The following is a 22,202-nucleotide window of genomic DNA, read 5'->3' on the forward strand; positions in this document are numbered from 1 at the left end:
AAAACCCTTTCTATTCAAGGTCGTATTTTCAACATATTGATAATAAAGAAAATTTTAGTTGCTCATTTTTTGATCGAAGTGGCCATTGGCTTGACGCGACAGAGTTTCGGGGCGCTATCCGCGAAAAATCCACATACTTATCCACAGCTTTTGTGGATTCTTCGAGGCCCGCTGCCCGAGTGGCCGAGCTTGCCCTGCCGACATGCGAACGCTAGAGTTCCGCCTTTGCAAAGGGGAGTCTTCTCGCGTGTTCGCGCTCATACAGGCCTCGGGCTGGCCGATCTGGCCGCTGTTGCTGGCATCGGTGATCGCCCTGGCACTCATCATCGAGCGCCTGACGACGCTGCGCCGTTCCAGAATTGCCCCTCCCGACCTGCTCGACAAGGTGCTCGCGGATCTGCGTCAGAAAGGCGTATCGGGTGAAATGGCGAACCGCGTCGCGGCCCATTCGCCGCTCGGGAAAGTCCTCGCCGCCGGATTGCGCAACGTCACCAGTTCGCGCGATGTCATGAAGGAGGCGATCGAGGAAAGCGGGCGCGTGGTCGCGCACGAGCTCGAACGGTTCCTGACGACCCTCGGCACGATCGCCGCGATCAGTCCGCTGATGGGGCTTTTCGGCACCATCGTCGGCATGATCGACATCTTCGCGTCGCAAAGCGCTGCCGGCACGAACCCGCAGCAGCTCGCGCAGGGCATCTCGACCGCGCTCAACTCCACCGGCCTGGGGCTGATCATTGCGATCCCGGCGACGATCTTCTGGCGTCATTTCCGCGCCCTCGTCGACAGTTTCGTCATCGAGATGGAGCAGCAGGCGATCAGGCTCGTCGAAGTCGTGCACGGCGAGCGTCGCGCCTGAGAAAGCAAATGAACTTCCAGCGCGGCCGACGCCAGGAAGAGCCGGAGATCAACCTGATCCCGCTCATCGACATCATGCTCGTCCTGATCATCTTCCTCGTGCTGACGACGACGTTCTCGAAGGTCTCGGGCCTCCAGATCAGCCTGCCGACCGGCGAAGCGCAGCCGGCCGAGACGATCCCGGACGAGATCGACCTTGCAGTGAGCGCCACCGGCGACATCCTCGTGAACCGGCAGCCGGTCGGAGGCAAGGACATCGAGGCGATCGCGGTGGCGCTCGGACGCGCGGTTCCTGCCGGAAAGGATGAGCCGGTCGTCGTCATCAATGCCGACGCGAAAGCCGCGCATCAAAGCGTCATCAACGCGATGCAGGCAGCGCAGCGGGCGGGCCTCTCGCGCATCACGTTCGCGGTCCAGGCGCCGCCCCAATGACGCCGGCCCCTGCCTCTCCCCGCCCGGGGCCGGTGCGGTCGTTCTGAACCATGGCGCGCAACGCGCCGGCTTTCTGGCAGACCCGCTCGCTCGCCGCCAGGCTGCTGCTGCCGCTGTCGGGCCTGTTCCTGCTGCTCGCGGCCGTGCGCCGGCAGTTGTTCAGGCTCGGGATCCGGCGTGCGGTACGCCTTCCGGTGCCGGTCGTCGTCGTCGGCAACATCGCGGTCGGGGGCAGCGGCAAGACGCCGGTCGTCGAATGGCTCGTCGCCCGGCTGCGGGACGCGGGCTTTACGCCCGGCATCGTCAGCCGCGGCTATGGCGGCAAAGCTCCCGGCGCCGTGATCGTGCCGCCGCACGGAGATGTCCGGCTGTTCGGCGACGAGCCGGTGCTGCTCGCGCGGCTCACCGCGTGTCCGGTGGCCGTCGGCGCCGACCGCCCGGCAGCGGCGCGGGCGCTGCTGCAGGCATACCCCGGATGTGACGTGATCGTCGCCGACGACGGTCTGCAGCATTACCCGCTCGCGCGCGATGTCGAGATCGCGGTCGTCGACGAACGCACGCTGGGCAATCGCTGGCTGCTGCCCGCGGGGCCGCTGCGCGAAGGGCCGGGCCGCCTGCGCGACGTCGACATCATCATCGCCCATGGTGCACTGTCGCCCGCGCTGTCGTCGCTTCTCGACGGACGTCCGGTTTTTGCGATGCATCTCGAAGGCAGCGAATTCCGCCGGCTCGACGGCGCCGGATGCCGCAATGCCGAAGCGTTTCGCGGCGTGCGCGTGCACGCGGTCGCCGGCATCGGCCGCCCTGAGCGTTTCTTCGCCCAATTGACCCGGATGGGGCTCGAGGTCGTGCCGCACCCGTTTCCCGATCATCATCCATTCACCGCCGCGGACCTCGATTTCGCACCGGGCGAGCCGAAAATCCTCACCAGCAAGGATGCGGTAAAATGCGCGTCTTTCGCGTCCGCCGACACCTGGGAGTTCCCGGTGAAAGCGCATATCGCCGCGGGCGCCGCCGAACGTATCCTGGAGAAACTGACGCATGGACGCCCGACTGCTTGAAATCCTCGTGTGCCCGATCTGCAAGGGCCCTCTCGACTTCGTCAGGGACAAGCAGGAACTGGTTTGCAAGGCCGACCGCCTCGGCTTCCCCGTCCGCGACGGCATTCCGGTGATGCTCGAAGAGGAAGCGCGCCAGCTCGGCGCTGAAGAAGTCGACGCCTTGCGGCGCCGCTGATGGCCGCGTTCCACGTCGTCATCCCGGCGCGCCACGCGTCGAGCCGGCTTCCGGGCAAGCCGCTCGCCGACATCGCCGGCAAGCCGATGGTCGTGCGCGTGCTCGAGCAGGCGCGCCGCGCCGGCGCCGCGTCGGTGTGGGTCGCCACCGATCACCCGGAGGTGCTCGACGCGGTCAGGGCGGCCGGCGGCGACGCGCTGATGACGCGGGAAGATCATCCGAGCGGCACGGATCGGCTCGCCGAAGTCGTCGACGCGCTCGGCTGGAAAGCGGACGACATCGTCGTCAACGTCCAGGGCGACGAACCGCTGATCGAGCCGAAGCTGATCGCGGCGGTCGCGCAGGCGCTCGCCGACGACCCGGTCGCGGCGATCGCGACCGCCGCCCACCCGCTGCACGCCGCCGCCGAGTTGTTCAACCCGAACGTCGTCAAGGTCGTCTGCGATGCGCACGATCACGCGCTGTATTTTTCGCGCGCCCCGATCCCGTGGGCGCGCGATGCGTTCGCCACTGCCCGCGACGATATTCCCGCCGGCCTGCCGGTGCTGCGTCACGTCGGCCTGTACGCGTACCGCGTCGCGTTCCTGCGCTGCTACGCGAGCCTCGCTCCGTCGCCGCTCGAGCAATGGGAAGCGCTCGAACAGTTGCGCGCGCTGTGGCACGGACACCGGATCCGGGTGATGACCGTCGCGGTCGCGCCGGCAGCGGGCGTCGACACGCCCGAAGACCTCGAGCGCGTGCGGGCGGCGTTTGACCGGCATGAACGAGTCGGTTAAGTTTTGCGGCTTTTGTTGGCAGTTCTTTTTTGCATAACGACGCGGCCGGCAGCATTGGCCGCCTGACTGGGAGAGAGGTGTATGCGTCTGATTCTGTTGGGACCGCCGGGCGCGGGAAAAGGTACGCAGGCGAACTTCATCAAGGAGAAGTTCGGCATTCCGCAGATTTCCACGGGTGACATGCTGCGCGCCGCCGTCAAGGCCGGCACCCCGTTGGGCGTCGAGGCGAAGAAAGTCATGGACGCGGGCGGCTTGGTGTCCGATGACATCATCATCGGCCTCGTGAAGGATCGCCTGAAGGAAGACGACTGCAAGTCCGGCTACATGTTCGACGGCTTCCCGCGGACGATCCCGCAGGCCGACGCGATGAAGGAAGCCGGCGTGCCGATCGATTTCGTCCTCGAAATCGACGTGCCCGACAGCGAGATCATCGAGCGCATGAGCGGGCGGCGCGCGCACCTGGCGTCGGGGCGCACCTACCATGTCAAGTACAATCCGCCGAAAGTCGCCGGCAAGGACGACCTCACCGGCGAAGACCTGGTCCAGCGTGACGACGACCGCGAGGAGACGGTGGCGAAGCGCCTCGAGGTCTATCATTCGCAGACCAAGCCGCTCGTCGAGTACTACTCGAAGTGGGCCGCGTCGGGCGAGCCGGGCACGCCGAAAGTGCGCAAGATCAGTGGCCTCGGCGCGGTGGACGAGATCACTTCGCGGGCTTTCGCGGCGCTGAAGTAAACCGGGTTTTCCCGCATGGTGCGGCGAGCGGCGGGAATTTTTCCCGTCCCTCGCCGCGTTTGCGCTTCCGGACCGTGATGAACAAAGCCAACCTGCTCTATGCCCAGTCCGGCGGGGTGACCGCGGTCATCAACGCGACCGCGGCAAGCGTCATCGAAGCGGCTCGGGCCCGCGCCGATGCGGTCGGCCGGGTGCTTGCGGCGCGGCATGGCATTCTCGGCGCGCTCGACGAGGACCTGATCGACACCGCGCCGCTGTCGGTCGTCGATCTGCGCCGCCTGGCCGGCACGCCGGGCGGGGCGTTCGGCTCGTGCCGCTTCGACCTCGATCCGCCGGAGGCGAATCGCGACCAGTACGACCGCCTGTTCGCAGTGCTTGCGGCCCACGACATCGGTTATTTCCTCTACAACGGCGGCAACGGCTCAATGGATACGGTCGCGAAAGTGTCGCGCGCGGCCGCGGAGCGCGGCTATCCGCTGGTCTGCGTCGGAGTGCCGAAGACCGTCGACAACGACCTCGAAGGCACTGACTGTTCACCCGGTTTCGGCTCCGCGGCGAAGTACGCGGCGACGTCGATGCTCGAAGCCGGGCTCGACCTGGCGGCGATGACGAGCCGCGTCGGGCGCGCGTTCGTGCTGGAAGTCATGGGGCGCAACGCCGGCTGGCTGGCCGCAGCGACCGCGCTCGCCGCGCGCAACGACGACGAGCCGCCGCATGTGATCCTGATGCCCGAAGTGCCGTTCGACGAGGAAGCTTTTCTCGCGGTGGTCCGGTCCACCGTGTCGCGTCTCGGCTATTGCGCGGTCACCGTCTCGGAAGGCATCCGTCGCGCCGACGGCTCGCTGCTGATGGAGCAGGACGAGGATGCGAAAGGCCATGTCCAGCTCGGCGGGGCCGGGCAGTGCATCGCGCGCCTGATCCACTCGCGCCTCGGCTACAAGCATCACTGGGCGATTCCGGACTACCTGCAGCGCGCGGCCGGCCACCTGGTGTCGGCGACCGACCACGCGCAGGCTCGTGCGGTCGGGCAGGCGGCGGTGGAGTATGCGCTGGCGGGGCGCGACGGCGTGATGGCCGCGATCCGCCGCCTCGCCGACGCCCCATACCGCTGGGACGTCGCGCCCGTCGCGGTGGCCGCGATCGCGAACCTCGAACGCCAGGTGCCTCGCGCCTTCATTCGCCCCGACGGGCTGCACGTCACCGACGCCGCGCGCACGTACCTGCGCCCGCTGATCGAAGGGGAAATGCCGGCGTGTTTTGCCGGCGGGCTGCCGGATTATCCGCGTTTCCCGCTGCCCGGTGTGCCGCGCAAGCTCGCGCCGTACCGTCCGTGACGCACGCTCGCCGCGCCCGCCTGGATCACCCGGGGCGGCGCTCCAGCGCGGGATTCAGGCTGTAGAGGCCGGTCAGCTTCGCCTCGGCGAGCACATGGCCCGCGAGCGCATTGCGTACTTCGGCGCCGCCGAAGCGGCCTTCGAGCGCGATGCATTCGACGTCGAGCGCGTAGAGCGTGAAGACGTAATGGTGCACCAGCTCGTCATTCCACGGCGGGCAGGGGCCGTCGTAGCCGTAGTAGTCGCCGCGCATGGATTCGTCGCCCGCGAACCACGCCGTGTAATCGTTGATTCCGTGACGCCCATGCGGGGCCTGCGGTCCGGGCTTGCCGCCCGGCGTGACGGCCGCCGAGAAGCTGCCGGCCGCAATTTCCCGCAGCTCGGCGGGAAGATCCACCAGCACCCAGTGGAAGAAATCGACGCGCGGCAGATTCGCCGGCACGACGCGTCCTTCCTGATTGACGTCGTCGCCCTTGCTTGGAACATCAGGGTCATGGCAGATCAGCGCGAACGAGCGGGTTCCGGACGGGATGCTGGTCCATGCCAGGTGCGGGTTGAGGTTGCTGGCGAGGCACACGTGCCCGGCAGCCGCCGGAATGCAGAATGCGAATTCGCCGGGAATCGTGGCGTTGTCGGTGAAGCTCTGGCTCGTGAGTTTCATGCCCTTGGGCTCCTTTGGTGGGGCGGCGGGAAAGCCGGGATGGATTCATTGTAGAGCGGGTTGCGGTGATCGGTGTCCCGCCTCCCGATCGACATGGGACTCACGCAGGCCTTACGCGGCGCGGCGGCGAAAATCGCGCAGGCGAAAGCCGAGTGCCAAAAGCGTCGCGAAATACGCCACCACGCCGGCGGCGACGATCGCCGACAGCCGCAGCACGCGCGCCAGCCCGCCTTCCGTGAGCCACCACGCGTCGTCGCCACGGCCGAACCACAGCACGGCGCCGAGCACCACCAGCCCGCCCGCGAGCCGCAGCCAGAACCGGCCCCACGCCGGCTGCGGCCGGTACACGCCGCGCCGCCTCAGTCCGCGATACAGCAGCCCCGCGTTGAGCAGCGACGCGAGGCCGATCGACAGCGCGAGCCCCGCGTGCTGCAGCGGCACGATGAACGCGAGGTTCATCAGCTGCGTCGCCGCGAGCGTCAGCAGCGCGATCTTCACCGGCGTGCGGATGTCCTGGCGCGCATAGAAGCCGGGCGCGAGGATCTTCACGAGGATGAGCCCGGCAAGCCCGATGCTGTATGCGATCAGCGCGAGGCGGGTCTGCATCACGTCGGCGGCGGAGAACGCGCCGTGCTGGAACAGCGTCGAGATCAGCGGCACCGCGAGCAACGCCAGCGCCAGCGCCGCCGGCAGCGTCAGCATCAGCGTCAGGCGCAGGCCCCAGTCGAGCAGCGACGAAAAAGCTTCGGGCTGTTCGTCGGCATGCAGCTTCGACAGGCTCGGCAGCAGGATCGTCCCGAGCGCTGCGCCGAGCAGTCCGGCGGGGAATTCCATCAGGCGGTCCGCGTAGTACAGCCACGACACGCTGCCGCTGGGGAGAAACGACGCGAAGATGGTGTTGATGATCAGCGACACCTGGCTCACCGAAACGCCGAGCATCGCCGGCCCCATCAGCTTCGCGATGCGGCGTACGCCCGGGTCCGACAGCTTGAGGTCGAAGCGTGGCAGCAGCCCGATGCGCGCGAGCGGCCGCAGCTGCAGCATCAGCTGCAGCACGCCGCCGATGAACACCGCCCAGCCGAGCGCGAGCACCGGCGGGTCGAAGTACGGCGCGGCGAACAGTGCCATGCCGATGAACGACAGGTTCAGCAGCACCGGCGTGAAAGCCGGAATCGCGAAGCGGCTCCAGGTGTTGAGCACGCCGCCGGCGAGCGCGACGAGCGACATGAACAGGATGTACGGGAACGTGATGCGCGTCAGCTCGACGGTCAGCGCGAACTTGTCCGGAGTTGCCGCAAACCCCGGCGCCGTCACCTGGATGATCCAGGGCGATGCGAGAATGCCGAGCACCGACACTGCGGTCACCGCGAGCCCGAGTGCCGTGGCGACGCGATTGACGAGCCGGTGCGCTTCCTCGGGCCCCTGGCGGTTCCGGTATTCGGCGAGGATCGGCACGAAAGCCTGCGAGAACGCCCCTTCGGCGAACATGCGCCGCAGCAGGTTCGGCAGACGGAACGCGACAAAAAAAGCGTCGGTCGCGATCCCGGCGCCGAATGCCCGGGCAATGACGAAATCGCGGACGAAGCCCAGGATGCGCGACAACAGGGTCATGCCGCTTACGGTGGCGAGGGCGCGCAGCAGATTCATCTGGGATAGCCAAAAGGGGGAGATGATAGCGGCTGGAGGCTCGCGGCGCACTTGCATCGGACAGTCCGAATCGGTAGACTCGCGCGTTTTCAAGAACCAACCAACGGAAGAACATCTATGGCCAATTCGGCACAAGCCCGCAAGCGCGCCCGTCAGGCGGTCGTGGCCCGCGCTCACAACGGCAGCCTGCGTTCTCGTCTGCGTACCGCGATCAAGGCTGTGCAAAAGGCCGTCGTGGGTGGCGACAAGGCTGCGGCGCAAGCGACGTTCCGCACCTCGATGAGCACCATCGACAGCATCGCGGACAAGAAGATCATCCACAAGAACAAAGCCGCTCGCCACAAGAGCCGCCTGTCGGCCGCGATCAAGGCGATGACCGCCTGATCTTTACACCCGCTGGCAGCAAGTGAAAACGGCGACTTCGGGTCGCCGTTTTTTATTGTCCGCGGCGCGTCCGCCGCTGCGAGAGTGCAACGCCCGTTTCTGCGTCGGGCCGAACAAGACAGGGCTGCGCGGGGAATCAGATCTTCAGCTGGTCGTCGTCGATCCGGTCCACGACCAGGTCGTTGTCTTTGGCAAAGTTGGTCAGGAACTTGTAGGCCAGAGGCTCGATCTTGTACAGCCTGGCATCGACCAGCACCGCCTTGTGCCCTTTGAGCGTGCAACCCGGGCGGACGTAGGGCGAATACATCATGCGATGATCCGCGCCGAAAGCAGACATGATTCCGCACAGGCGGTCTGCCCAGTCGCTCGGGCGGAAAGTCTTTCCCTCTCGCGTGACTCCGATGATGACGAAGCTTTCGATCAATTGGCTCATGTAGCGCAACCCGGCGGCTGAGGGAATTTTCAGGAGGCGGCGTCCCGGCTCGAGCCGGTGTTGTGAGGACCGCGAAAGACGCGGCGGATTCTAGCAGAAAACCGGCTTTGCGATTTCATGTCGTGGCTGACGGTTTCATGATGTGGGTGCGGTGAGGCGGGGAGGCGACACGCGCCGGGGGTTTGCATCGGGGCTTGCAATCTGTACAAGGCGCGCCTTTTTCGCTTAACATCGACCCTTCGATTATTCACGGCGGCCAGTGCCGCCGTGTGCATTTCTGCTTCATCCTGATCGGGGTCCTCCATGTCGCATCTCATGAATACTTACGCCAGATTGCCGGTCGCATTCACGCACGGCGAAGGGGTCTGGCTTTTCGATGAGACGGGCAAGCGTTATCTGGACGGCCTGTCCGGGATCGCCGTGTCGACGCTCGGTCACAATCACCCGCGTCTGGTGCGTGCAATCGCCGGCCAGGCGGCGAAAGTGCTGCATACGTCGAACATCTACCGCATCCCGCTGCAGGAAGAACTCTCCGACCGACTCGCCGCGGTGTCGGGCATGGACGAAGTGTTCTTCTGCAACTCCGGCTGCGAGGCCAACGAGGCCGCGATCAAGCTCGCGCGTTTCCACGGGCACCGGAAAGGCATCGAGCAGCCGGCGATCGTCGTCATGGAAAACGCGTTCCACGGGCGCACGCTGGCGACGTTGTCGGCGACCGGCAACCGCAAGACCCAAGCCGGCTTCGAGCCGCTGGTGTCCGGTTTCCTGCGCGTGCCGTACAAGGACATCGGCGCGATCCGCACGGTCGGCGAGCACAATCACAACATCGTCGCGGTCATGCTCGAAATGATCCAGGGCGAAGGCGGCGTCAATATCGCCGACGAAACCTTCCAGCGCGACCTGCGCGCGCTCTGTGACGAGCGCGGCTGGTTGCTGATCTGCGACGAAGTCCAGTGCGGCATGGGACGCACCGGAAGCTGGTTCGGTTTCCAGCAGGGCGGCGTGACCCCCGACGTGATGACGCTCGCGAAGGGCTTGGGTTCCGGCGTGCCGATCGGTGCGTGCGTCACCAGCGGGCGCGCCGCGGGCCTGTTCGGGCCGGGCAATCACGGCTCGACTTTCGGCGGCAATCCGCTCGCTTGCGCCGCGGGCCTCGAGACGCTCGCGACGATCGAGGACGACGGACTGATGGCCAACGCCGTCAAGGTCGGCGAAGCGATCCGCACCGGCCTGCAGGAAGCCCTCGCAGGGCTTTCCGGCGTCGTCGATATCCGCGGCCGCGGGCTGATGATCGGCATCGAGCTCGATCGTCCCTGCGGCGACCTGGTCCGCCAGGCGCTCGACGCCGGCCTGCTGATCAACGTCACTGCCGACCGGGTGATTCGCCTGCTGCCGGCGCTGGTGTTCACCGAGGCCAATGCCCAGGAGCTGGTGTCGCGTCTCGCGCCGCTGGTGCGCAAGCATCTCGAATGAGAGGAGGCGCGATGACCAAACCCAGGCACTACCTGCAGTTCAAGGATTTCACGCGCGACGACTACCGGCACGTGTTCGACCGCACGCGCTGGATCAAGGACAAGTTCAAGCGCTACGAACCGTATCACCCGCTGTTCGACCGCACGCTGGTGATGATCTTCGAGAAAGCCAGCACGCGCACGCGGCTGTCGTTCGAGGCCGGCATGCAGCAGCTCGGCGGCTCGGCGATCTACCTCAACACCCGCGACTCGCAGCTCGGTCGCGGCGAACCGGTTGAAGACGCGGCGCAGGTGATCTCGCGCATGAGCGACGTCGTGATGATCCGCACTTTCGAGCAGGACATCATCGAGCGCTTCGCCGCGCATTCGCGCGTCCCGGTCATCAACGGGCTGACGAACGAATACCACCCGTGCCAGATCCTCGCCGACATCTACACTTTCATCGAGCACCGCGGCTCGATCCAGGGCAGGACGGTCGCCTGGGTCGGTGATTCGAACAACATGTGCAACACCTGGCTGCAGGCCGCCGAGCTGCTCGATTTCAACGTCCACGTGTCGACGCCGCCCGGCTACGAAGTCGAGCCGGAACGGGCCGGCCTGTACGGCACGGGTCATTTCGAGCAGTTCGCCGACCCGATGGAGGCGTGCAAGGGCGCGGACCTCGTCACCACCGACGTGTGGACGTCGATGGGTTTCGAAGCGGAAAACGACGAGCGGATGAAGGATTTCGCCGACTGGTGCGTCGACGCCGAAATGATGGCGGCGGCCCGTGCCGATGCGGTCTTCATGCACTGCCTGCCGGCCCACCGCGGCGAGGAAGTCACTGCCGACGTCATCGACGGCGCGCAGTCGGTCGTGTGGGACGAAGCGGAGAATCGCCTGCACGTGCAGAAAGCGCTGATGGAATACCTGGTGCTCGGCAAAGTCGAAGACTAGCCGGCGTCTTTGCAAGTCCCGGCTGCAGGCCGCAGGGCTGCGGCCTGTCTGTTGAGCGGAAATCGGAAAAAGCGGAAATCGACATGAGCGACGTCAAGAAAGCGGTGCTTGCCTATTCGGGCGGGCTGGATACCTCGGTCATCCTGAAGTGGCTGCAGGATACCTATCAGTGCGAAGTGGTGACGTTCACGGCCGACCTCGGCCAGGGCGAAGAGCTCGAGCCCGCGCGCCAGAAAGCGCTGAAGTTCGGCATCAAGCCCGACAACATCTTCATCGACGACCTGCGCGAAGAGTTCGTGCGCGACTTCGTCTTCCCGATGTTCCGCTGCAACACGGTTTATGAGGGCGAATACCTGCTCGGCACGTCGATCGCCCGTCCGCTGATCGCCAAGCGCCAGATCGAGATCGCGCGCGCGACCGGCGCTGACGCGGTGTCGCACGGCGCAACCGGCAAGGGCAACGACCAGGTCCGCTTCGAACTCGGCTATTACGCGCTGATGCCGGGCGTGAAAGTCATCGCGCCGTGGCGCGAATGGGACCTTTTGTCGCGCGAGAAGCTGCTCGCGTACGCCGAGAAGCACGGCATCCCGATCGAGATGAAGCACAAGCAGGGCGGCTCGCCGTATTCGATGGACGCGAACCTGCTGCACATCTCGTTCGAAGGCCGCCACCTCGAGAACCCGGCTGCGGAAGCCGAGGAGTCGATGTGGCGCTGGACCGTGTCACCGGAAGCGGCGCCCGACGCGGCCGAGTACCTCGACCTCGAATTCGAGCGCGGCGACCTCGTCGCGATCAACGGCACGCGCATGAAGGCGCACGAGCTGCTCGCGAAGCTCAACGAGCTCGGCGGCAAGCATGGCATCGGCCGCCTCGACCTCGTCGAAAACCGCTATGTCGGCATGAAGAGCCGCGGCTGCTACGAAACCCCGGGCGGCACGATCCTGCTGCGTGCCCACCGCGCGATCGAATCCGTGACGCTCGACCGCGAAGTCGCGCACCTCAAGGACGACCTGATGCCGCGCTACGCCAGCCTGATCTACAACGGCTACTGGTGGAGCCCGGAGCGTCGCGCGCTGCAGGCGCTGATCGACAACACGCAGGAATCGGTCAACGGTTGGGTGCGCGTCAAGCTCTACAAGGGCAACGTCATCGTCACCGGCCGCGACTCGAAGACCGATTCGCTGTTCGACCCGACGATCGCGACGTTCGAGGACGACCAGGGCGCCTACAACCAGAAGGACGCGCACGGCTTCATCCGCCTCAACGCGCTGCGCATGCGCATCGCGGCGAACGCGCAGACGAAGCGCGGCTAAGGAGGCTGATCGATGGACGGCGACGCAGTCATTTTCGGACTGACGATCGCGGAGTTCGAGGACTGGTCGCTCAAGATCCTGCTGACTGCGCTGATCCTCTACATGCTGTTCATCATCGGCAATCTCGCGAAGCAGTCGAAAGCCGGCAGATACGGCACCGTGTGGCTGTTCATCGCGCTCGGGCTGGGTTTTGTCGGCTTCGTCGCGAAGAGTTTCATCCAGAGATTTCTCGGCATCGAATAGGAAAGCAGCAATCATGAGCCTCACCGAAAAGTTCGACAGCGTCACTGTCGCCACCAAAGCCAACGTCTATTTCGACGGCAAATGCGTGAGCCACGGAATCGTGCTGGCCGACGGCACGAAGAAGTCTGTCGGCGTGATCCTGCCGGCGACGCTGACGTTCAATACCGGTGCGCCCGAGATCATGGAAGGGGTCGCCGGAAGCTGCCGCGTGCGCCTGAAAGGCGAGTCTGAGTGGACCGTCTACGGCGCTGGCGAGTCTTTCAACGTGCCGGCCAATTCCAGCTTCGACATCGAAGTCGCCGGCGAACCGTACCACTACGTCTGCCACTTCGGCTGACCGGAGGCGAGCCATGCCATCCTTCGACATCATGTCCGAAGTCGACCTGCCTTCGCTGAAGAACGCGGTCGACGTCGCCAATCGCAAGATCAGCGGCCGCTACGACTTCAAGGGCAGCGACGCGCGGGTCGAGCAGGGCGAAAAAGTGCTGACGCTGTTCGGCGACAGCGACTTCCAGATCGACCAGATGCGCCAGATCCTGCTGCCCGAAATGACGTCGAAGAAGATCGACGTGCGTTGCCTCGAATACGGCGACCTGCAGAAGATCGGCGGCAACAAGCTCAAGCAGGAACTCAAGGTCCGCGTCGGCGTCGAGCAGGACCTCGCGAAGAAGATCGTCAAGCTGCTCAAGGACAGCAAGCTCAAGGTCCAGGCCGCGATCCAGGGCGAAGCGATCCGCGTCTCGGGCGCGAAGCGCGACATCCTGCAGGAAGCGATCGCGCTGGTGAAGAAGGAGATCACCGACTTCCCGCTGCAGTTCGGCAACTTCCGCGACTGACGGCGCCGCTGATGAACGTCGCCGCAATCGCCGCTGCGGCTGCCGCGAACAGCGCGGCCACCGTCCAGGCGCAAGCCTCGCTGCTCGTCCTCAGGAAGGCGATGGACGTGCAGCAGTCCAATGCTGCGCAGCTCCTGCAGGCGCTCCCCCAACCTGCAGTCGCGCCCGCTCCCGGCGCCACTGTCGGCGGATCGATCGACATCTTCGTCTGATCTTCTGCGCGTCGGGGCGAGAGCAATCTTGCGCCGACGCGGCCGGCGATTCTCCGAAATTCCCGGAAAACCTCCCGAAACACCACGTTCCCGGCGTCGACTACCCGTTTTTGGTAGTCGATGTACGTCCTGTTCGTCATAACAATCCTGCTGTTCAGCGTCTAGTGTTCGATCTGGTGACCGGCTTTGGCCTCGGACAGCCGGTCAGGGGGCCGCGTGCAAAGCTTCCGGGGAAAGCCAAAGGAGAGATCGATGAACAGACGACGTAGCCCGGTTTTCGGTGCCAGTGTTGTGGTCGCCGCCCTCTTGGCGGGGGGAGCACCGAGTCATGCGCAGGACAGCCCTGACCGCCCCGCCGCGGCGCCCCGCGATGCAGCGGCTGAAGTGCAAACTCCGCGACAAGTCCCCGTCAGCCGCCCCGAGCAGCGCCAGTCCGAACATGACCGGTCGGACGTGTTCAACCCGCCGGACGGCGCGCCGCTGTCGCCGGCTTTCCGCAACCAGCCCGACAATGGCCGCGTGCTGGGCTTCGATTTCGCCCGTGATCCGCTGAACGCCAAGGAGCCGATGCAGACTTTCGAGGAAACGATGCGCGCTGATGTCGCCGCCCGCGCAAAAGTCATGCAGACCCAGCGCGGGCTGCTGGCGAGCCGCTACGACCTGACGCCGCGTCTCGACCCGGAAGCGCGGATGTCCCGCGGCAAGCCTCTGCCTGTCGGCCCGACCGCGCGGCTTGCACGAGGCGTGGACTGGGATGCCCTCGCCGAAATGCCGCCGGAGCAGATCCGCGAGCGCGGCATCTTCCCCTATCCGTCGCTGCCTCACCCGAAGCAGGCCACCGGCGGCCAGGTGTTTCCGCAGATGCAGATCGACATGTTCCCGCGGCTGGAGCGCTTCGACGTCGAGTTCGACCTGCCCGAAGCTTTCCTGCCGGAATTCCCGCCGGCGATTTTCCTGCAGAACCGGCCGGAGCTCGGCGACGTGTCGCGCGGCGAAGTGGTGTCGATCAACAACTTCCACCGCCTGTTCAAGGGCATCCTGACGCCGGTTCAGCTCGACGGACTGCGCCTCCTGGTCACGCCTTTCCCGCAGGAGGAATTCAACGCGACCGACGACCGCAAGAGCGCGCAGCCGAGCCTGGGGGTCGCCTGTTTCGACTGCCACGTCAACGGCCACACCACCGGGCAGTTCCACCTGAACCCGGACGACCGCCCGCAGGAACGGCGCTTCCGCCTCGATACGACCAGTTTGCGCGGTCTCTTCAACCAGCAGATCCACGGCTCCAAGCGCAGCCTGCGGTCCGTCGAGGATTTCACCGAGTTCGAGTTCCGCACCGCCTACTTCAACGGCGACCCGATCCACGCGATGAAAAAAGGGTTCACGATCTTCGACCGCATCCACGTCAGCCACATGGCGCAGCTGCAAAACATGCTCGACTTTCCGCCGACGCCCAAACTCAACGTCGAAGGGCGGCTGGACCCGGCGAAGGCGACCGAGCAGGAGCTGCGCGGCGAGGCGATCTTTTTCGGCAAGGGCCGTTGCGCGGGTTGCCACGAGCCGCCGGCCTACCTCGACCACCAGATGCACGACCTGCATCTCGAACGCTTCCTCGACGAGCCGGGCGACGGACCGATCAAGACTTTCACGCTGCGCGGCATCAAGGACAGCCCGCCGTACATGCACGACGGGCGCTGCCTCACGCTCGAGGACACGGTCGAGTTCTTCAACCTCGTGCTGGCGCTGAAGCTGAACGGACAGGAGAAGGCCGACCTGGTCGCGTTCATGCGGCAGCTGTAGGGAAAAGGCGGGACGGGGCGCAGTTCAGGAGGGCTGCGCCGCTCCTCCCGCGACGCGGGGCTGCGATGCCGCGGCGTGATCGGCGGCGGTCTCACCCTCCAGGGGTCATCGCAGCCGCTCGTCGAGTAGACTGTGCCCCTTCATCGACAGCACCACCGCCCGATCGAGGCTCCGATTCACAAGCAAAGGGAAGTCTGAAGAGTGATTGGAATCCTGAACAGAATCACGCGCAGGAAGCACGACGACAACAAGCGGTCGCTGAGAGAGAACGCCGAAAAAGTCCTGAGGCACGATCAGCTGATCGCGAGAGTGAAATCGGGGACGGAAGTCTCCGCTGCCCCCGCCGCCGCCACTGTCAGCCCAGTGCAGAAATCGCCTCCGGCCGAACCGGTGATCAGTCTCGAAAGCCCCGTGGCGGCTGGCCCCGAACCCGAACTGCCGCCGGGATTCGAGGAGGAGCTTCGGCGGCTCAGTAAGTTGATGGATTTTTGAGGACTAACTGGGAAGAAAGTCTTCTCTGTTCTTGCCGTCGCTCACCGGCTTACGGCTGATGCTGAATTTCGTGATCCCCATTGCAGGTCTTACTGCCTTGAATCACGATAAAGTTCTGATTCCCAAGACTTTCGCTTGCATTCGTGTAAGTCGCCGGATGCTCACGATTCGAAATAGTGCCATCGTCATCGCTATCGACGCTAAAACGGCAAACCCTCACATTAGATGCCCCTGTTCCAACCGTAACCCCGGTACCCGCGAAACTCAAAATTATACTTCCTGACCAAACTGCAGGGGTGTCCGGGTTACCGTCAGTATCGGTAGGAATTATTATGCACGCATAGGATATGAATCCCGGCTGTATCTTTGTCGTTTCACTGTCATCGAAACAAACATCGAGCGATCCGGTGGTAATAGTCGGGGCGACTGAAATTGTCGTTACGCCTCCAATCGTCACGCTGGGGGCATCGCTTCCGTCTCCCCCGCTGATATAGCCGGAAAGCAAGTATCCATTCAAAGCGGTGCAGCTAGTATAGTCGGCGAGTACATCGTTCTGAATGTCTGTATCGCTATCGATACAGCGTTTCTCTATGATCCCTGACGTGTTGCTGAATACGAGTCGCATGTAGGGGGAGCCGGGAGGGGCGAAAGCGCTTTTTCCGCCCCCCAGATCCTTTGCCGGATAAGGAATGCGCAAGTTGCGATTGTAGGGCGTCTTGATGACATCCTTGGTGCCGCAGCGGATATCCGCATCCGACTGGCACGCGATGAGCCATGCGGCATCGGCCGGATCGTGCATGGCGATGATCGATGGTAACGTCAGGGCTTGCGCATTGCCCCGTTTGTCGGTCCACGTCATATTGACGAGAACGAGCTTAAGGTCGGGCGTTACGGTAACGGCTGGCGTACCTGCCCAGGTTAGACTCACCGGATTCGCACTGACCGTCGTTCCCCGACTATACGCAGCAACATAGCCGCTGTTGGGAAGTGCAGTACTTGCCTCGTCATCGATCTCTTCATAGGCAAAATTCGTCGCGAGCGGCGCTGCGGGAACGGCGATAACGTCAAAAGCCCGCAGCCGGTCGATCTCCTCCTGTGCAAGGAACAATGCTTCCACGCGTTCACGGCCGGTACCGATAGCGTCCGCGAGGGTGATCTGGAACTTGCCCACGGCAAGCAGACCGAAGGCGAGAATTACCGCTGCGAGCAGCGCCTCGATCAGACTACTGCCGCTTTGGCGGTCGACAAGCATCGGGTTTGCTCTTGGCCAAAAATGGCGTTGTTTCATGGTTGTGTCTCCACTTCGGCCTAACGGGAAAGGCTCACCATGCGGTGAAGTTGCAGTCGTGGCACCAATCCTTCCATCCGCCGCCAATTCGCACATATTTGCCCAGATTGCCTCCGAGCTCTTTCAGCACGTCCGGGTCGTAGGTCGGGTTCGGCGTGCCGGTTGCCTCGAAACTCCCTTCGGCAATGGCAGCACCGATGATCTGCGAAGTGCCGCCGCCGGTGTTGTCCCAAGTCAGCGCGGTGCAATACACGAGGCCGTAGATAATGACGTTGCCGTTGATCTGCAGCGGCCCGTCGACAATCAAGATCACCGGTTCGGTCGGCGAGCCGATCGTGACGTTCGAGTTGATTTTCGCTCCGTTCGTCGGGTCGGCATCGACCCAGATAACTTTACCTTGCGTATCCACGGCGTCGATCGCGCTCGGGCACGATCCGTTGCACGCGACATGCACGGCGTCGGCAGCGACGTTCTCCTTGCTTTCGCCAAAGAAGCCTTGAAAAAACCGGTCGTCCGACAGACTCGAAAGCGTCGTATCGCCGGAAGCGACGCTCGCATCGGGAGGCGTGCCCGGCGTAGTCACCAACTCTGCGCTGCCGCCGGACGAATACGTCCCTCCCGAATGGATCGTCGTGCCATTAGTTGCGGCGTCCGTGTTCGTGATTTCGACATTTCCGCTGAGGGTCACGTCGCCTTTTGCAGTCAGGGCTGCAGACGGTGCCGACGCGAGGCCTTTTTTGAACAGCGTGGATTGGGTAAATAGCGCACGCGAAGTACAGGCCCCGACCGTTGCGTTCGGGGCTTGGCCATCGGCGCAACCCAGCGCATCGATCCGTACCGCGATATCTGCTTCGGTCACCCCAAGGGGGGCCGCCAGACGTTGGAAGCGAACCTGGAAGGAGCTGACCGCGTCAGAAGGCACAGTCGGTGCGGCACCGCTGGTAACCTGCACGATGCTTAACGTGTTGGCGGTGCCATTGTCGTCCGTATCGAGAAAGAAGCCGTACAGTCTGCCTTCGTACCACCCGGCGACAGCTGGAGTGCCAGCCAGCAGGTTTTCGCGGTTTGTCTTGTTAACGAGGATCGCAAGTGCTGCCTCGATCCCCGCGGTCGCGGCTTCCTGGGCCACCACCGACTTGACCTGATTGCCTTGGCTCTTGACGCCGAAGACGAGATTGCGGTTCGTGAACAGCGCGGTGAGCGTGGCTGCGACTAGCAGTATGAGCGCTACGACCATTGCGACGCCGCGTTCGCGGCCCAAGCTTCGAGTGTTGTGCTTGCTCATGTCGGGCCTCAGTACGTGAAGGTTCCTGCGGATCCATCTTTGTAGATGTCTCCACGGACGCGAATCCGCTCGTTCAATCTCCGGGTTATCACGTTGTTGTTGGTCAATCTCCCGCCGAGCGTAACCGCGATCTCGGTAACGAAATATGCGCCGTCGTCGCTCGCTGTGGGCGTTGGTGGTGTGCCGGCGCACGTTGCGGGACCGGCCGGACCGTCGATATCGATACATCGGTAGGTGCGGGTGAGGGAGAACTGGGTGACCTGCGTGACCCTCGGGTCGGTGATGTCCTGCCAGGTATTGTTGGTGAGGCGCTGTAGGGCGTTCGCGTTGATCCGGTAGCCGTGCTGCTCGGTCGTCGCCGTGGTATCGAGCGTGTTGTCGCTGTTCTCGTCGTACCAGAAGTTGATCTGGCTTCCGCTGATATTGGCGTCCGAATTGACGAAGATCGGAAGGATCGCAGCGCGGGAAGCCGAGTCCTGCGTGAGATTCAGAATGTCGAGGTGGATGTCGCGCTTGTAACCCATGCGCTTCATGTCCCGCACCGCGATGTCCATCGCCGTGCGCAGTTCCTGATCCAGACGAGCCATCTGCAGCAACTGTCGGTTGTTCTGGAGATAATCGACAAAAAACGTTGTGACGCCTGTCATTACAACCAGCCCCACGGTGATGCCCACCATGAGCTCAACCAGCGACAGACCATTCTGGGTAAAGCGTTGTTGGTTCAGCATGATGGGTACCCCATGGTGGCGGCATAGCTCGAAGGCGCGCAGAGTTTCACCGAGACCGGCAGGAGTTTGACGCCCGCCTGTCCCAAGGCATTGCCAATCAGGACCGTATCCGTCCCGATCGTGCCACCGGCACCGCTGATGGTCCCCTGGGTACCATCGAATGTCAGGGAGGTGAAATTTGACGTCAAGGCCGTGCCGTTGAACGTGCTGCCGGCAACGGATTTGATTGAGCACGAACCCGCCGTTGCGCAATTGCATGTGCCGCCAGCGTTCAGGCCGTAACACCAGTCTGCGCCGCCCGTAATTGAGACCGTGATGTCCTGACTGCGCAGCACGGCCTCGGATCTCGCGTACATCAGATCGGCATGAAGCGCTTCAGCCGCGCCCCGAACCCTCGCTTTTTTGATGAAATCCCCAAGCGCGGGTATGGCGATCGTTGCGAGGATGGCGGCGATGACGATCACGACCATCAGTTCTATGAGCGTGAAGCCCTCGCTGCGGATCCCGTTTGCCATGTCACTTGCTCCAACAGGTGGCCGGTGTGTTGCTTACCGTGTTGCCGCCGCCGGTAACTGTCATCGTGATCGCTGTGCAGTCCGAATCTGACGCTTGAGATTTCCCACTTATTGCGTTCGCTGTGGCGGTATAACCCGTTGTCGAAATGGTGCCTTCGGTGATCGCAATCGTGTAATACCCCTCGGTAGAGGTAGCCCCCAATCCGAGCGCTGCCAGAGTTCCGTAACTGTTGTTGTTCAACCTGTATGTCTCCTGAGCAAGCTGGATCTTTGCCAGTGAGGTCGTTGCGTCCGACCGGCGCGACTTGCGGATGGATTCCATATATGACGGAACGGCGATGGCTGCGAGAATTGCGACTACCGCCACGGCGATCATCAGCTCGATCAGCGTGAATCCGCCTGTTCTGGACTTCATGTGTTTCTCCGAATGGCTGGAGTTTGGGTTGGTGGAAATGCGGCTTTTCAGTTCGAAGCGGCCTAGAGCGTGTTATGAACTTGCTTCCAGTGCCAGCCAGAACGCGGCCTTGGGCAGCATGAGGATGCAGAAGACGACGAAATGCAATCCGGCCAGCACTTGCGGCATCCGCTCGAAATCCCGGCTCAGTCGTCTGAATCGGGACAGCCAGCCGAAGCTGCGCTCGACGACCCAGCGCCGGGGCAGCAAGACAAAGCCCTTCTTCGCCTCGGGAAGCTTGACGATTTGAAGATCGATGCCCGCCGCCTGGGCCGCTTTGCGGGCTTCGTCGCCCGTGTAGCCCTGGTCGGCCCACGCCACTTTCACCGATTCGCCCGTGGCTTGCTGCACCGCCTCGCACAGGTCCTTGACCTGCGCGCGCTCCTGTTCATTGGCCGGCGTGACGGTCAGCGCAACGAGTTGCCCGAGCGTATCGACGGCCATGTGCACTTTGCTGCCCCGACGCCGCTTGTAGCCGTCGTAGCCGGCACGCGGCCCGCTCTCGCAGCTGCTTTGCAGCGTTCGCCCATCGAGGATCACGGCACTGGGTTGGCCCGGGCGACCGTCGCTGACGCGGATGATCGAACGCATGTCGCTCACCATCGCCTCGAAACAGCCCGCATCGTTCCAGCGGCGAAACTGCTGATACACCATCTGCCAGGGCGGAAAATCATTCGGCAACAGTCGCCACGGCGCCCCCGCCCGGGCGAGCCAGCGCAACGCATTGAACACTTCGCGCAAGGGGTAGCTGCGCTGCGGCGCCTGCTCGCTCATCAGCGTCAGATACGGCGCCACGAAATGCCACTCCTCTTCACTGACATCGCTCGGGTAGGGTTTTCTGCTCACAGTGATCAAAAAACATCAACTATATCAATTGCATAAGTTCATAACACGCTCTAGGTCGGCGCGGACGTGTCGAAGGCCCTCCGGACTCTGACATAGTCTTACACTTTATTACAGAGCCGTGCGAGAGAAGCTCGACAGGCGGCACGTACAGCGCGATGACTGGCAGCGGCGTATCGACTGGGGATATTAAGGTGTCGCAAGCGGGCAGGGCGGTTGGCTCGCCGCCCGGCGCGACGATGCAATTTCGAGGTATGACAGCATGGGTTATGCGGGCTCCGGCAACAGCGTGAGGCTCCCCGATTTCCGCAATCTGGGAGTGATGTTGCGGATTTTGGTCATCGCGGAGTTTGCGAGCCTTGTCGCGCTGGTGGCTCATGCACCGGAGGGTTTCGCCGCGCTGCTGCGCGTCACGGAGTCGGGGCTGTTGTTCGAGTCCTCGCTGTTGCTCGTCGTGCTGCTGCTTTTTCTGCTCTCGCCGTTGCTGGGTCGTTTGCCCTACAGGAGGGGGGTGTGGGCGGTGGCAGGTGTTGCAGCGGTGGTCTCCGGAGCGCTCGACCTGGGCGTGCGCGCTTGGGTCGGCGGCGCCCCTACGGGAGGGGCGCTGAAGGCGGCGGTATTCGCGGCCATGCTGGCCGGGCTGCTACTGGCGTATTTCAACTGGCGGCAGCGTGTGCTTTCTCCCGCGTTGCCAGAGGCCCGATTGATGGCGCTGCAGTCACGCATCCGGCCGCACTTCCTGTTCAACAGCCTCAATACCGCTGTGTCGCTCGTTCGGCGCGACGCGCGCCTCGCCGAGCAGGTCCTGCTCGACATGTCCGACCTGTTCCGGGTGTTGCTCGCGGAGCCTCGTTCGCTGGTGCCGCTTGCCGAGGAGATCCGCCTTGCACGCTCTTACCTGGAGATCGAACAGCTTCGCCTCGGTGAACGTCTTCATGTGACTTGGGACTGCGAAGGCGCCCCGCAGGGAGCCCCTGTGCCCGTGCTGCTGCTGCAACCGTTGCTGGAGAACGCGGTGAGGCATGGCGTGGAGCCGTCCGAAAACGGTGGCGAGATCCGCGTGCGGATCGGGCGCCGGGGCAGGGTTCTCGATATCGAAGTGCAGAACACGATGACGGGTTCAACGAGCGGAACCCCTGCGGGAAACCGGATCGCGCTGGCAAACATAGCGGAGCGTCTGGCTTTGCATTTTGATGCGGAAGCGCAGCTGCGAACCTGGCAGCAGGAAGACAGCTTTATCGTGCGCGTGCAGCTTCCGCTGCTCAAGCATCAGGGGGATGCGAGTCGCTCGTGAT

General features: G+C 63.9%; 27 protein-coding genes. 18 read left to right on the plus strand and 9 right to left on the minus strand.

Annotation, left to right across the window (positions count from 1 at the left end; translation table 11 throughout):
• Positions 1-247 precede the first annotated feature (247 nt).
• The 7 genes from EBN1_RS14335 to EBN1_RS14365 all read left to right on the plus strand — a co-directional run bounded on the left by EBN1_RS14335 (position 248) and on the right by EBN1_RS14365 (position 5,368).
• Positions 248-856 (plus strand): MotA/TolQ/ExbB proton channel family protein, encoded by a 609-nt coding sequence (locus tag EBN1_RS14335; protein ID WP_011238685.1) that lies wholly within the window; start codon positions 248-250, stop codon positions 854-856.
• 8 nt (positions 857-864) lie between these two features.
• Entirely contained in the window at positions 865-1,287 is a 423-nt protein-coding gene (locus EBN1_RS14340; RefSeq protein ID WP_011238686.1) for an ExbD/TolR family protein, read from the plus strand.
• 50 nt (positions 1,288-1,337) lie between these two features.
• Positions 1,338-2,348: a tetraacyldisaccharide 4'-kinase gene (gene lpxK / locus EBN1_RS14345; protein ID WP_011238687.1), complete on the plus strand. Its 1,011-nt coding sequence runs from the start codon at positions 1,338-1,340 to the stop codon at positions 2,346-2,348.
• Positions 2,329-2,523 (plus strand): Trm112 family protein, encoded by a 195-nt coding sequence (locus tag EBN1_RS14350; protein ID WP_041646419.1) that lies wholly within the window; start codon positions 2,329-2,331, stop codon positions 2,521-2,523. Before lpxK ends, EBN1_RS14350 begins: the two co-directional genes overlap by 20 nt.
• The gene (kdsB, locus tag EBN1_RS14355; RefSeq protein ID WP_011238688.1) at positions 2,523-3,299 is read left to right on the plus strand and encodes a 3-deoxy-manno-octulosonate cytidylyltransferase; all 777 of its coding nucleotides are present in this window, start codon (positions 2,523-2,525) and stop codon (positions 3,297-3,299) included. Before EBN1_RS14350 ends, kdsB begins: the two co-directional genes overlap by 1 nt.
• Before the next feature lie 81 nt (positions 3,300-3,380).
• Positions 3,381-4,034, plus strand: a complete 654-nt coding sequence (gene adk / locus EBN1_RS14360) for an adenylate kinase (RefSeq protein WP_011238689.1) — start codon at positions 3,381-3,383, stop codon at positions 4,032-4,034.
• A gap of 77 nt (positions 4,035-4,111) precedes the next feature.
• Positions 4,112-5,368, plus strand: a complete 1,257-nt coding sequence (locus EBN1_RS14365; RefSeq protein ID WP_011238690.1) for a 6-phosphofructokinase — start codon at positions 4,112-4,114, stop codon at positions 5,366-5,368.
• Between the two features lie 25 nt (positions 5,369-5,393).
• Here EBN1_RS14365 and EBN1_RS14370 read toward each other — a convergent pair whose 3' ends face one another.
• Positions 5,394-6,029 (minus strand): YbhB/YbcL family Raf kinase inhibitor-like protein, encoded by a 636-nt coding sequence (locus EBN1_RS14370; protein ID WP_011238691.1) that lies wholly within the window; start codon positions 6,027-6,029, stop codon positions 5,394-5,396.
• A gap of 111 nt (positions 6,030-6,140) precedes the next feature.
• The gene (gene murJ, locus EBN1_RS14375) at positions 6,141-7,676 is read right to left on the minus strand and encodes a murein biosynthesis integral membrane protein MurJ (protein ID WP_041646421.1); all 1,536 of its coding nucleotides are present in this window, start codon (positions 7,674-7,676) and stop codon (positions 6,141-6,143) included.
• A gap of 117 nt (positions 7,677-7,793) precedes the next feature.
• Here murJ and rpsT point away from each other — a divergent pair, with 117 nt between their 5' ends.
• Positions 7,794-8,060 (plus strand): 30S ribosomal protein S20, encoded by a 267-nt coding sequence (rpsT, locus tag EBN1_RS14380; protein WP_011238693.1) that lies wholly within the window; start codon positions 7,794-7,796, stop codon positions 8,058-8,060.
• Between the two features lie 136 nt (positions 8,061-8,196).
• On the opposite strand, the gene EBN1_RS14385 is transcribed toward rpsT, so the two are convergent.
• On the minus strand, positions 8,197-8,493 hold the full coding sequence (locus tag EBN1_RS14385) for a DUF3579 domain-containing protein (RefSeq protein ID WP_011238694.1): 297 nt from the start codon (positions 8,491-8,493) through the stop codon (positions 8,197-8,199).
• Positions 8,494-8,796: 303 nt separating this feature from the next.
• On the opposite strand from EBN1_RS14385, the gene EBN1_RS14390 reads away from it, so the two are divergent.
• The 9 genes from EBN1_RS14390 to EBN1_RS14430 all read left to right on the plus strand — a co-directional run bounded on the left by EBN1_RS14390 (position 8,797) and on the right by EBN1_RS14430 (position 15,794).
• On the plus strand, positions 8,797-9,966 hold the full coding sequence (locus tag EBN1_RS14390; protein ID WP_011238696.1) for an aspartate aminotransferase family protein: 1,170 nt from the start codon (positions 8,797-8,799) through the stop codon (positions 9,964-9,966).
• 11 nt (positions 9,967-9,977) lie between these two features.
• Positions 9,978-10,901: an ornithine carbamoyltransferase gene (argF, locus tag EBN1_RS14395; protein WP_011238697.1), complete on the plus strand. Its 924-nt coding sequence runs from the start codon at positions 9,978-9,980 to the stop codon at positions 10,899-10,901.
• An 83-nt stretch (positions 10,902-10,984) separates the two neighbouring features.
• Positions 10,985-12,214 carry an argininosuccinate synthase gene (locus EBN1_RS14400; protein ID WP_011238698.1) on the plus strand — a complete coding sequence of 410 codons (1,230 nt, stop codon included), beginning with the start codon at positions 10,985-10,987 and terminating at the stop codon, positions 12,212-12,214.
• Positions 12,215-12,226: 12 nt separating this feature from the next.
• Positions 12,227-12,457: a DUF2788 domain-containing protein gene (locus EBN1_RS14405; RefSeq protein ID WP_011238699.1), complete on the plus strand. Its 231-nt coding sequence runs from the start codon at positions 12,227-12,229 to the stop codon at positions 12,455-12,457.
• Positions 12,458-12,470: 13 nt separating this feature from the next.
• On the plus strand, positions 12,471-12,794 hold the full coding sequence (gene ppnP, locus EBN1_RS14410) for a pyrimidine/purine nucleoside phosphorylase (protein WP_011238700.1): 324 nt from the start codon (positions 12,471-12,473) through the stop codon (positions 12,792-12,794).
• A gap of 13 nt (positions 12,795-12,807) precedes the next feature.
• Positions 12,808-13,293: a YajQ family cyclic di-GMP-binding protein gene (locus EBN1_RS14415; protein ID WP_011238701.1), complete on the plus strand. Its 486-nt coding sequence runs from the start codon at positions 12,808-12,810 to the stop codon at positions 13,291-13,293.
• 11 nt (positions 13,294-13,304) lie between these two features.
• Entirely contained in the window at positions 13,305-13,505 is a 201-nt protein-coding gene (locus tag EBN1_RS14420; protein WP_011238702.1) for a YjfB family protein, read from the plus strand.
• A gap of 252 nt (positions 13,506-13,757) precedes the next feature.
• A complete protein-coding gene (locus EBN1_RS14425; RefSeq protein WP_011238703.1) occupies positions 13,758-15,302 on the plus strand; it encodes a hypothetical protein in 1,545 nt (514 codons plus the stop codon).
• A gap of 201 nt (positions 15,303-15,503) precedes the next feature.
• Positions 15,504-15,794: a hypothetical protein gene (locus tag EBN1_RS14430; RefSeq protein ID WP_041646423.1), complete on the plus strand. Its 291-nt coding sequence runs from the start codon at positions 15,504-15,506 to the stop codon at positions 15,792-15,794.
• Between the two features lie 49 nt (positions 15,795-15,843).
• Here the strand turns inward: EBN1_RS14430 and EBN1_RS14435 are convergent, their stop codons facing one another.
• The 6 genes from EBN1_RS14435 to EBN1_RS14460 form a co-directional block, all read right to left on the minus strand.
• Positions 15,844-17,082, minus strand: a complete 1,239-nt coding sequence (locus EBN1_RS14435; RefSeq protein WP_011238705.1) for a type IV pilus modification PilV family protein — start codon at positions 17,080-17,082, stop codon at positions 15,844-15,846.
• Between the two features lie 34 nt (positions 17,083-17,116).
• Entirely contained in the window at positions 17,117-18,367 is a 1,251-nt protein-coding gene (locus EBN1_RS14440) for a pilus assembly PilX family protein (RefSeq protein ID WP_011238706.1), read from the minus strand.
• Positions 18,368-18,375: 8 nt separating this feature from the next.
• Positions 18,376-19,095, minus strand: a complete 720-nt coding sequence (locus EBN1_RS14445; RefSeq protein ID WP_011238707.1) for a PilW family protein — start codon at positions 19,093-19,095, stop codon at positions 18,376-18,378.
• Positions 19,089-19,610, minus strand: coding sequence for a GspH/FimT family pseudopilin (locus EBN1_RS14450; protein WP_011238708.1), 522 nt, complete (start codon positions 19,608-19,610; stop codon positions 19,089-19,091). The genes EBN1_RS14445 and EBN1_RS14450 overlap by 7 nt, the downstream gene beginning before the upstream one ends.
• Before the next feature lies 1 nt (position 19,611).
• On the minus strand, positions 19,612-20,025 hold the full coding sequence (locus tag EBN1_RS14455; protein WP_011238709.1) for a type IV pilin protein: 414 nt from the start codon (positions 20,023-20,025) through the stop codon (positions 19,612-19,614).
• Positions 20,026-20,097: 72 nt separating this feature from the next.
• Positions 20,098-20,910, minus strand: a complete 813-nt coding sequence (locus EBN1_RS14460; protein ID WP_041647379.1) for an IS5 family transposase — start codon at positions 20,908-20,910, stop codon at positions 20,098-20,100.
• A gap of 259 nt (positions 20,911-21,169) precedes the next feature.
• Here EBN1_RS14460 and EBN1_RS14465 point away from each other — a divergent pair, with 259 nt between their 5' ends.
• Positions 21,170-22,201, plus strand: coding sequence for a sensor histidine kinase (locus EBN1_RS14465; RefSeq protein ID WP_011238711.1), 1,032 nt, complete (start codon positions 21,170-21,172; stop codon positions 22,199-22,201).
• The last annotated feature ends 1 nt before the right edge of the window (position 22,202 follow it).

It is taken from the genome of Aromatoleum aromaticum EbN1 (genome assembly GCF_000025965.1).
GTDB lineage: Bacteria > Pseudomonadota > Gammaproteobacteria > Burkholderiales > Rhodocyclaceae > Aromatoleum > Aromatoleum aromaticum.

What these genes read in the sequence shown, in the direction of transcription:
- EBN1_RS14365 (WP_011238690.1), top strand. Translation starts at nt 4,112, where the DNA reads ATGAACAAAGCCAACCTGCTCTATGCCCAGTCCGGCGGGGTGACCGCG.
- kdsB (WP_011238688.1), top strand. Translation starts at nt 2,523, where the DNA reads ATGGCCGCGTTCCACGTCGTCATCCCGGCGCGCCACGCGTCGAGCCGG.
- EBN1_RS14440 (WP_011238706.1), bottom strand. Translation starts at nt 18,367, where the DNA reads ATGAGCAAGCACAACACTCGAAGCTTGGGCCGCGAACGCGGCGTCGCA.
- EBN1_RS14385 (WP_011238694.1), bottom strand. Translation starts at nt 8,493, where the DNA reads ATGAGCCAATTGATCGAAAGCTTCGTCATCATCGGAGTCACGCGAGAG.
- EBN1_RS14445 (WP_011238707.1), bottom strand. Translation starts at nt 19,095, where the DNA reads ATGCTGAACCAACAACGCTTTACCCAGAATGGTCTGTCGCTGGTTGAG.
- lpxK (WP_011238687.1), top strand. Translation starts at nt 1,338, where the DNA reads ATGGCGCGCAACGCGCCGGCTTTCTGGCAGACCCGCTCGCTCGCCGCC.
- EBN1_RS14340 (WP_011238686.1), top strand. Translation starts at nt 865, where the DNA reads ATGAACTTCCAGCGCGGCCGACGCCAGGAAGAGCCGGAGATCAACCTG.
- EBN1_RS14405 (WP_011238699.1), top strand. Translation starts at nt 12,227, where the DNA reads ATGGACGGCGACGCAGTCATTTTCGGACTGACGATCGCGGAGTTCGAG.
- EBN1_RS14465 (WP_011238711.1), top strand. Translation starts at nt 21,170, where the DNA reads ATGGGTTATGCGGGCTCCGGCAACAGCGTGAGGCTCCCCGATTTCCGC.
- EBN1_RS14370 (WP_011238691.1), bottom strand. Translation starts at nt 6,029, where the DNA reads ATGAAACTCACGAGCCAGAGCTTCACCGACAACGCCACGATTCCCGGC.
- EBN1_RS14400 (WP_011238698.1), top strand. Translation starts at nt 10,985, where the DNA reads ATGAGCGACGTCAAGAAAGCGGTGCTTGCCTATTCGGGCGGGCTGGAT.
- EBN1_RS14390 (WP_011238696.1), top strand. Translation starts at nt 8,797, where the DNA reads ATGTCGCATCTCATGAATACTTACGCCAGATTGCCGGTCGCATTCACG.
- murJ (WP_041646421.1), bottom strand. Translation starts at nt 7,676, where the DNA reads ATGAATCTGCTGCGCGCCCTCGCCACCGTAAGCGGCATGACCCTGTTG.
- EBN1_RS14435 (WP_011238705.1), bottom strand. Translation starts at nt 17,082, where the DNA reads ATGAAACAACGCCATTTTTGGCCAAGAGCAAACCCGATGCTTGTCGAC.
- EBN1_RS14450 (WP_011238708.1), bottom strand. Translation starts at nt 19,610, where the DNA reads ATGGCAAACGGGATCCGCAGCGAGGGCTTCACGCTCATAGAACTGATG.
- ppnP (WP_011238700.1), top strand. Translation starts at nt 12,471, where the DNA reads ATGAGCCTCACCGAAAAGTTCGACAGCGTCACTGTCGCCACCAAAGCC.
- EBN1_RS14425 (WP_011238703.1), top strand. Translation starts at nt 13,758, where the DNA reads ATGAACAGACGACGTAGCCCGGTTTTCGGTGCCAGTGTTGTGGTCGCC.
- EBN1_RS14455 (WP_011238709.1), bottom strand. Translation starts at nt 20,025, where the DNA reads ATGAAGTCCAGAACAGGCGGATTCACGCTGATCGAGCTGATGATCGCC.
- EBN1_RS14350 (WP_041646419.1), top strand. Translation starts at nt 2,329, where the DNA reads ATGGACGCCCGACTGCTTGAAATCCTCGTGTGCCCGATCTGCAAGGGC.
- adk (WP_011238689.1), top strand. Translation starts at nt 3,381, where the DNA reads ATGCGTCTGATTCTGTTGGGACCGCCGGGCGCGGGAAAAGGTACGCAG.
- EBN1_RS14415 (WP_011238701.1), top strand. Translation starts at nt 12,808, where the DNA reads ATGCCATCCTTCGACATCATGTCCGAAGTCGACCTGCCTTCGCTGAAG.
- rpsT (WP_011238693.1), top strand. Translation starts at nt 7,794, where the DNA reads ATGGCCAATTCGGCACAAGCCCGCAAGCGCGCCCGTCAGGCGGTCGTG.
- EBN1_RS14420 (WP_011238702.1), top strand. Translation starts at nt 13,305, where the DNA reads ATGAACGTCGCCGCAATCGCCGCTGCGGCTGCCGCGAACAGCGCGGCC.
- argF (WP_011238697.1), top strand. Translation starts at nt 9,978, where the DNA reads ATGACCAAACCCAGGCACTACCTGCAGTTCAAGGATTTCACGCGCGAC.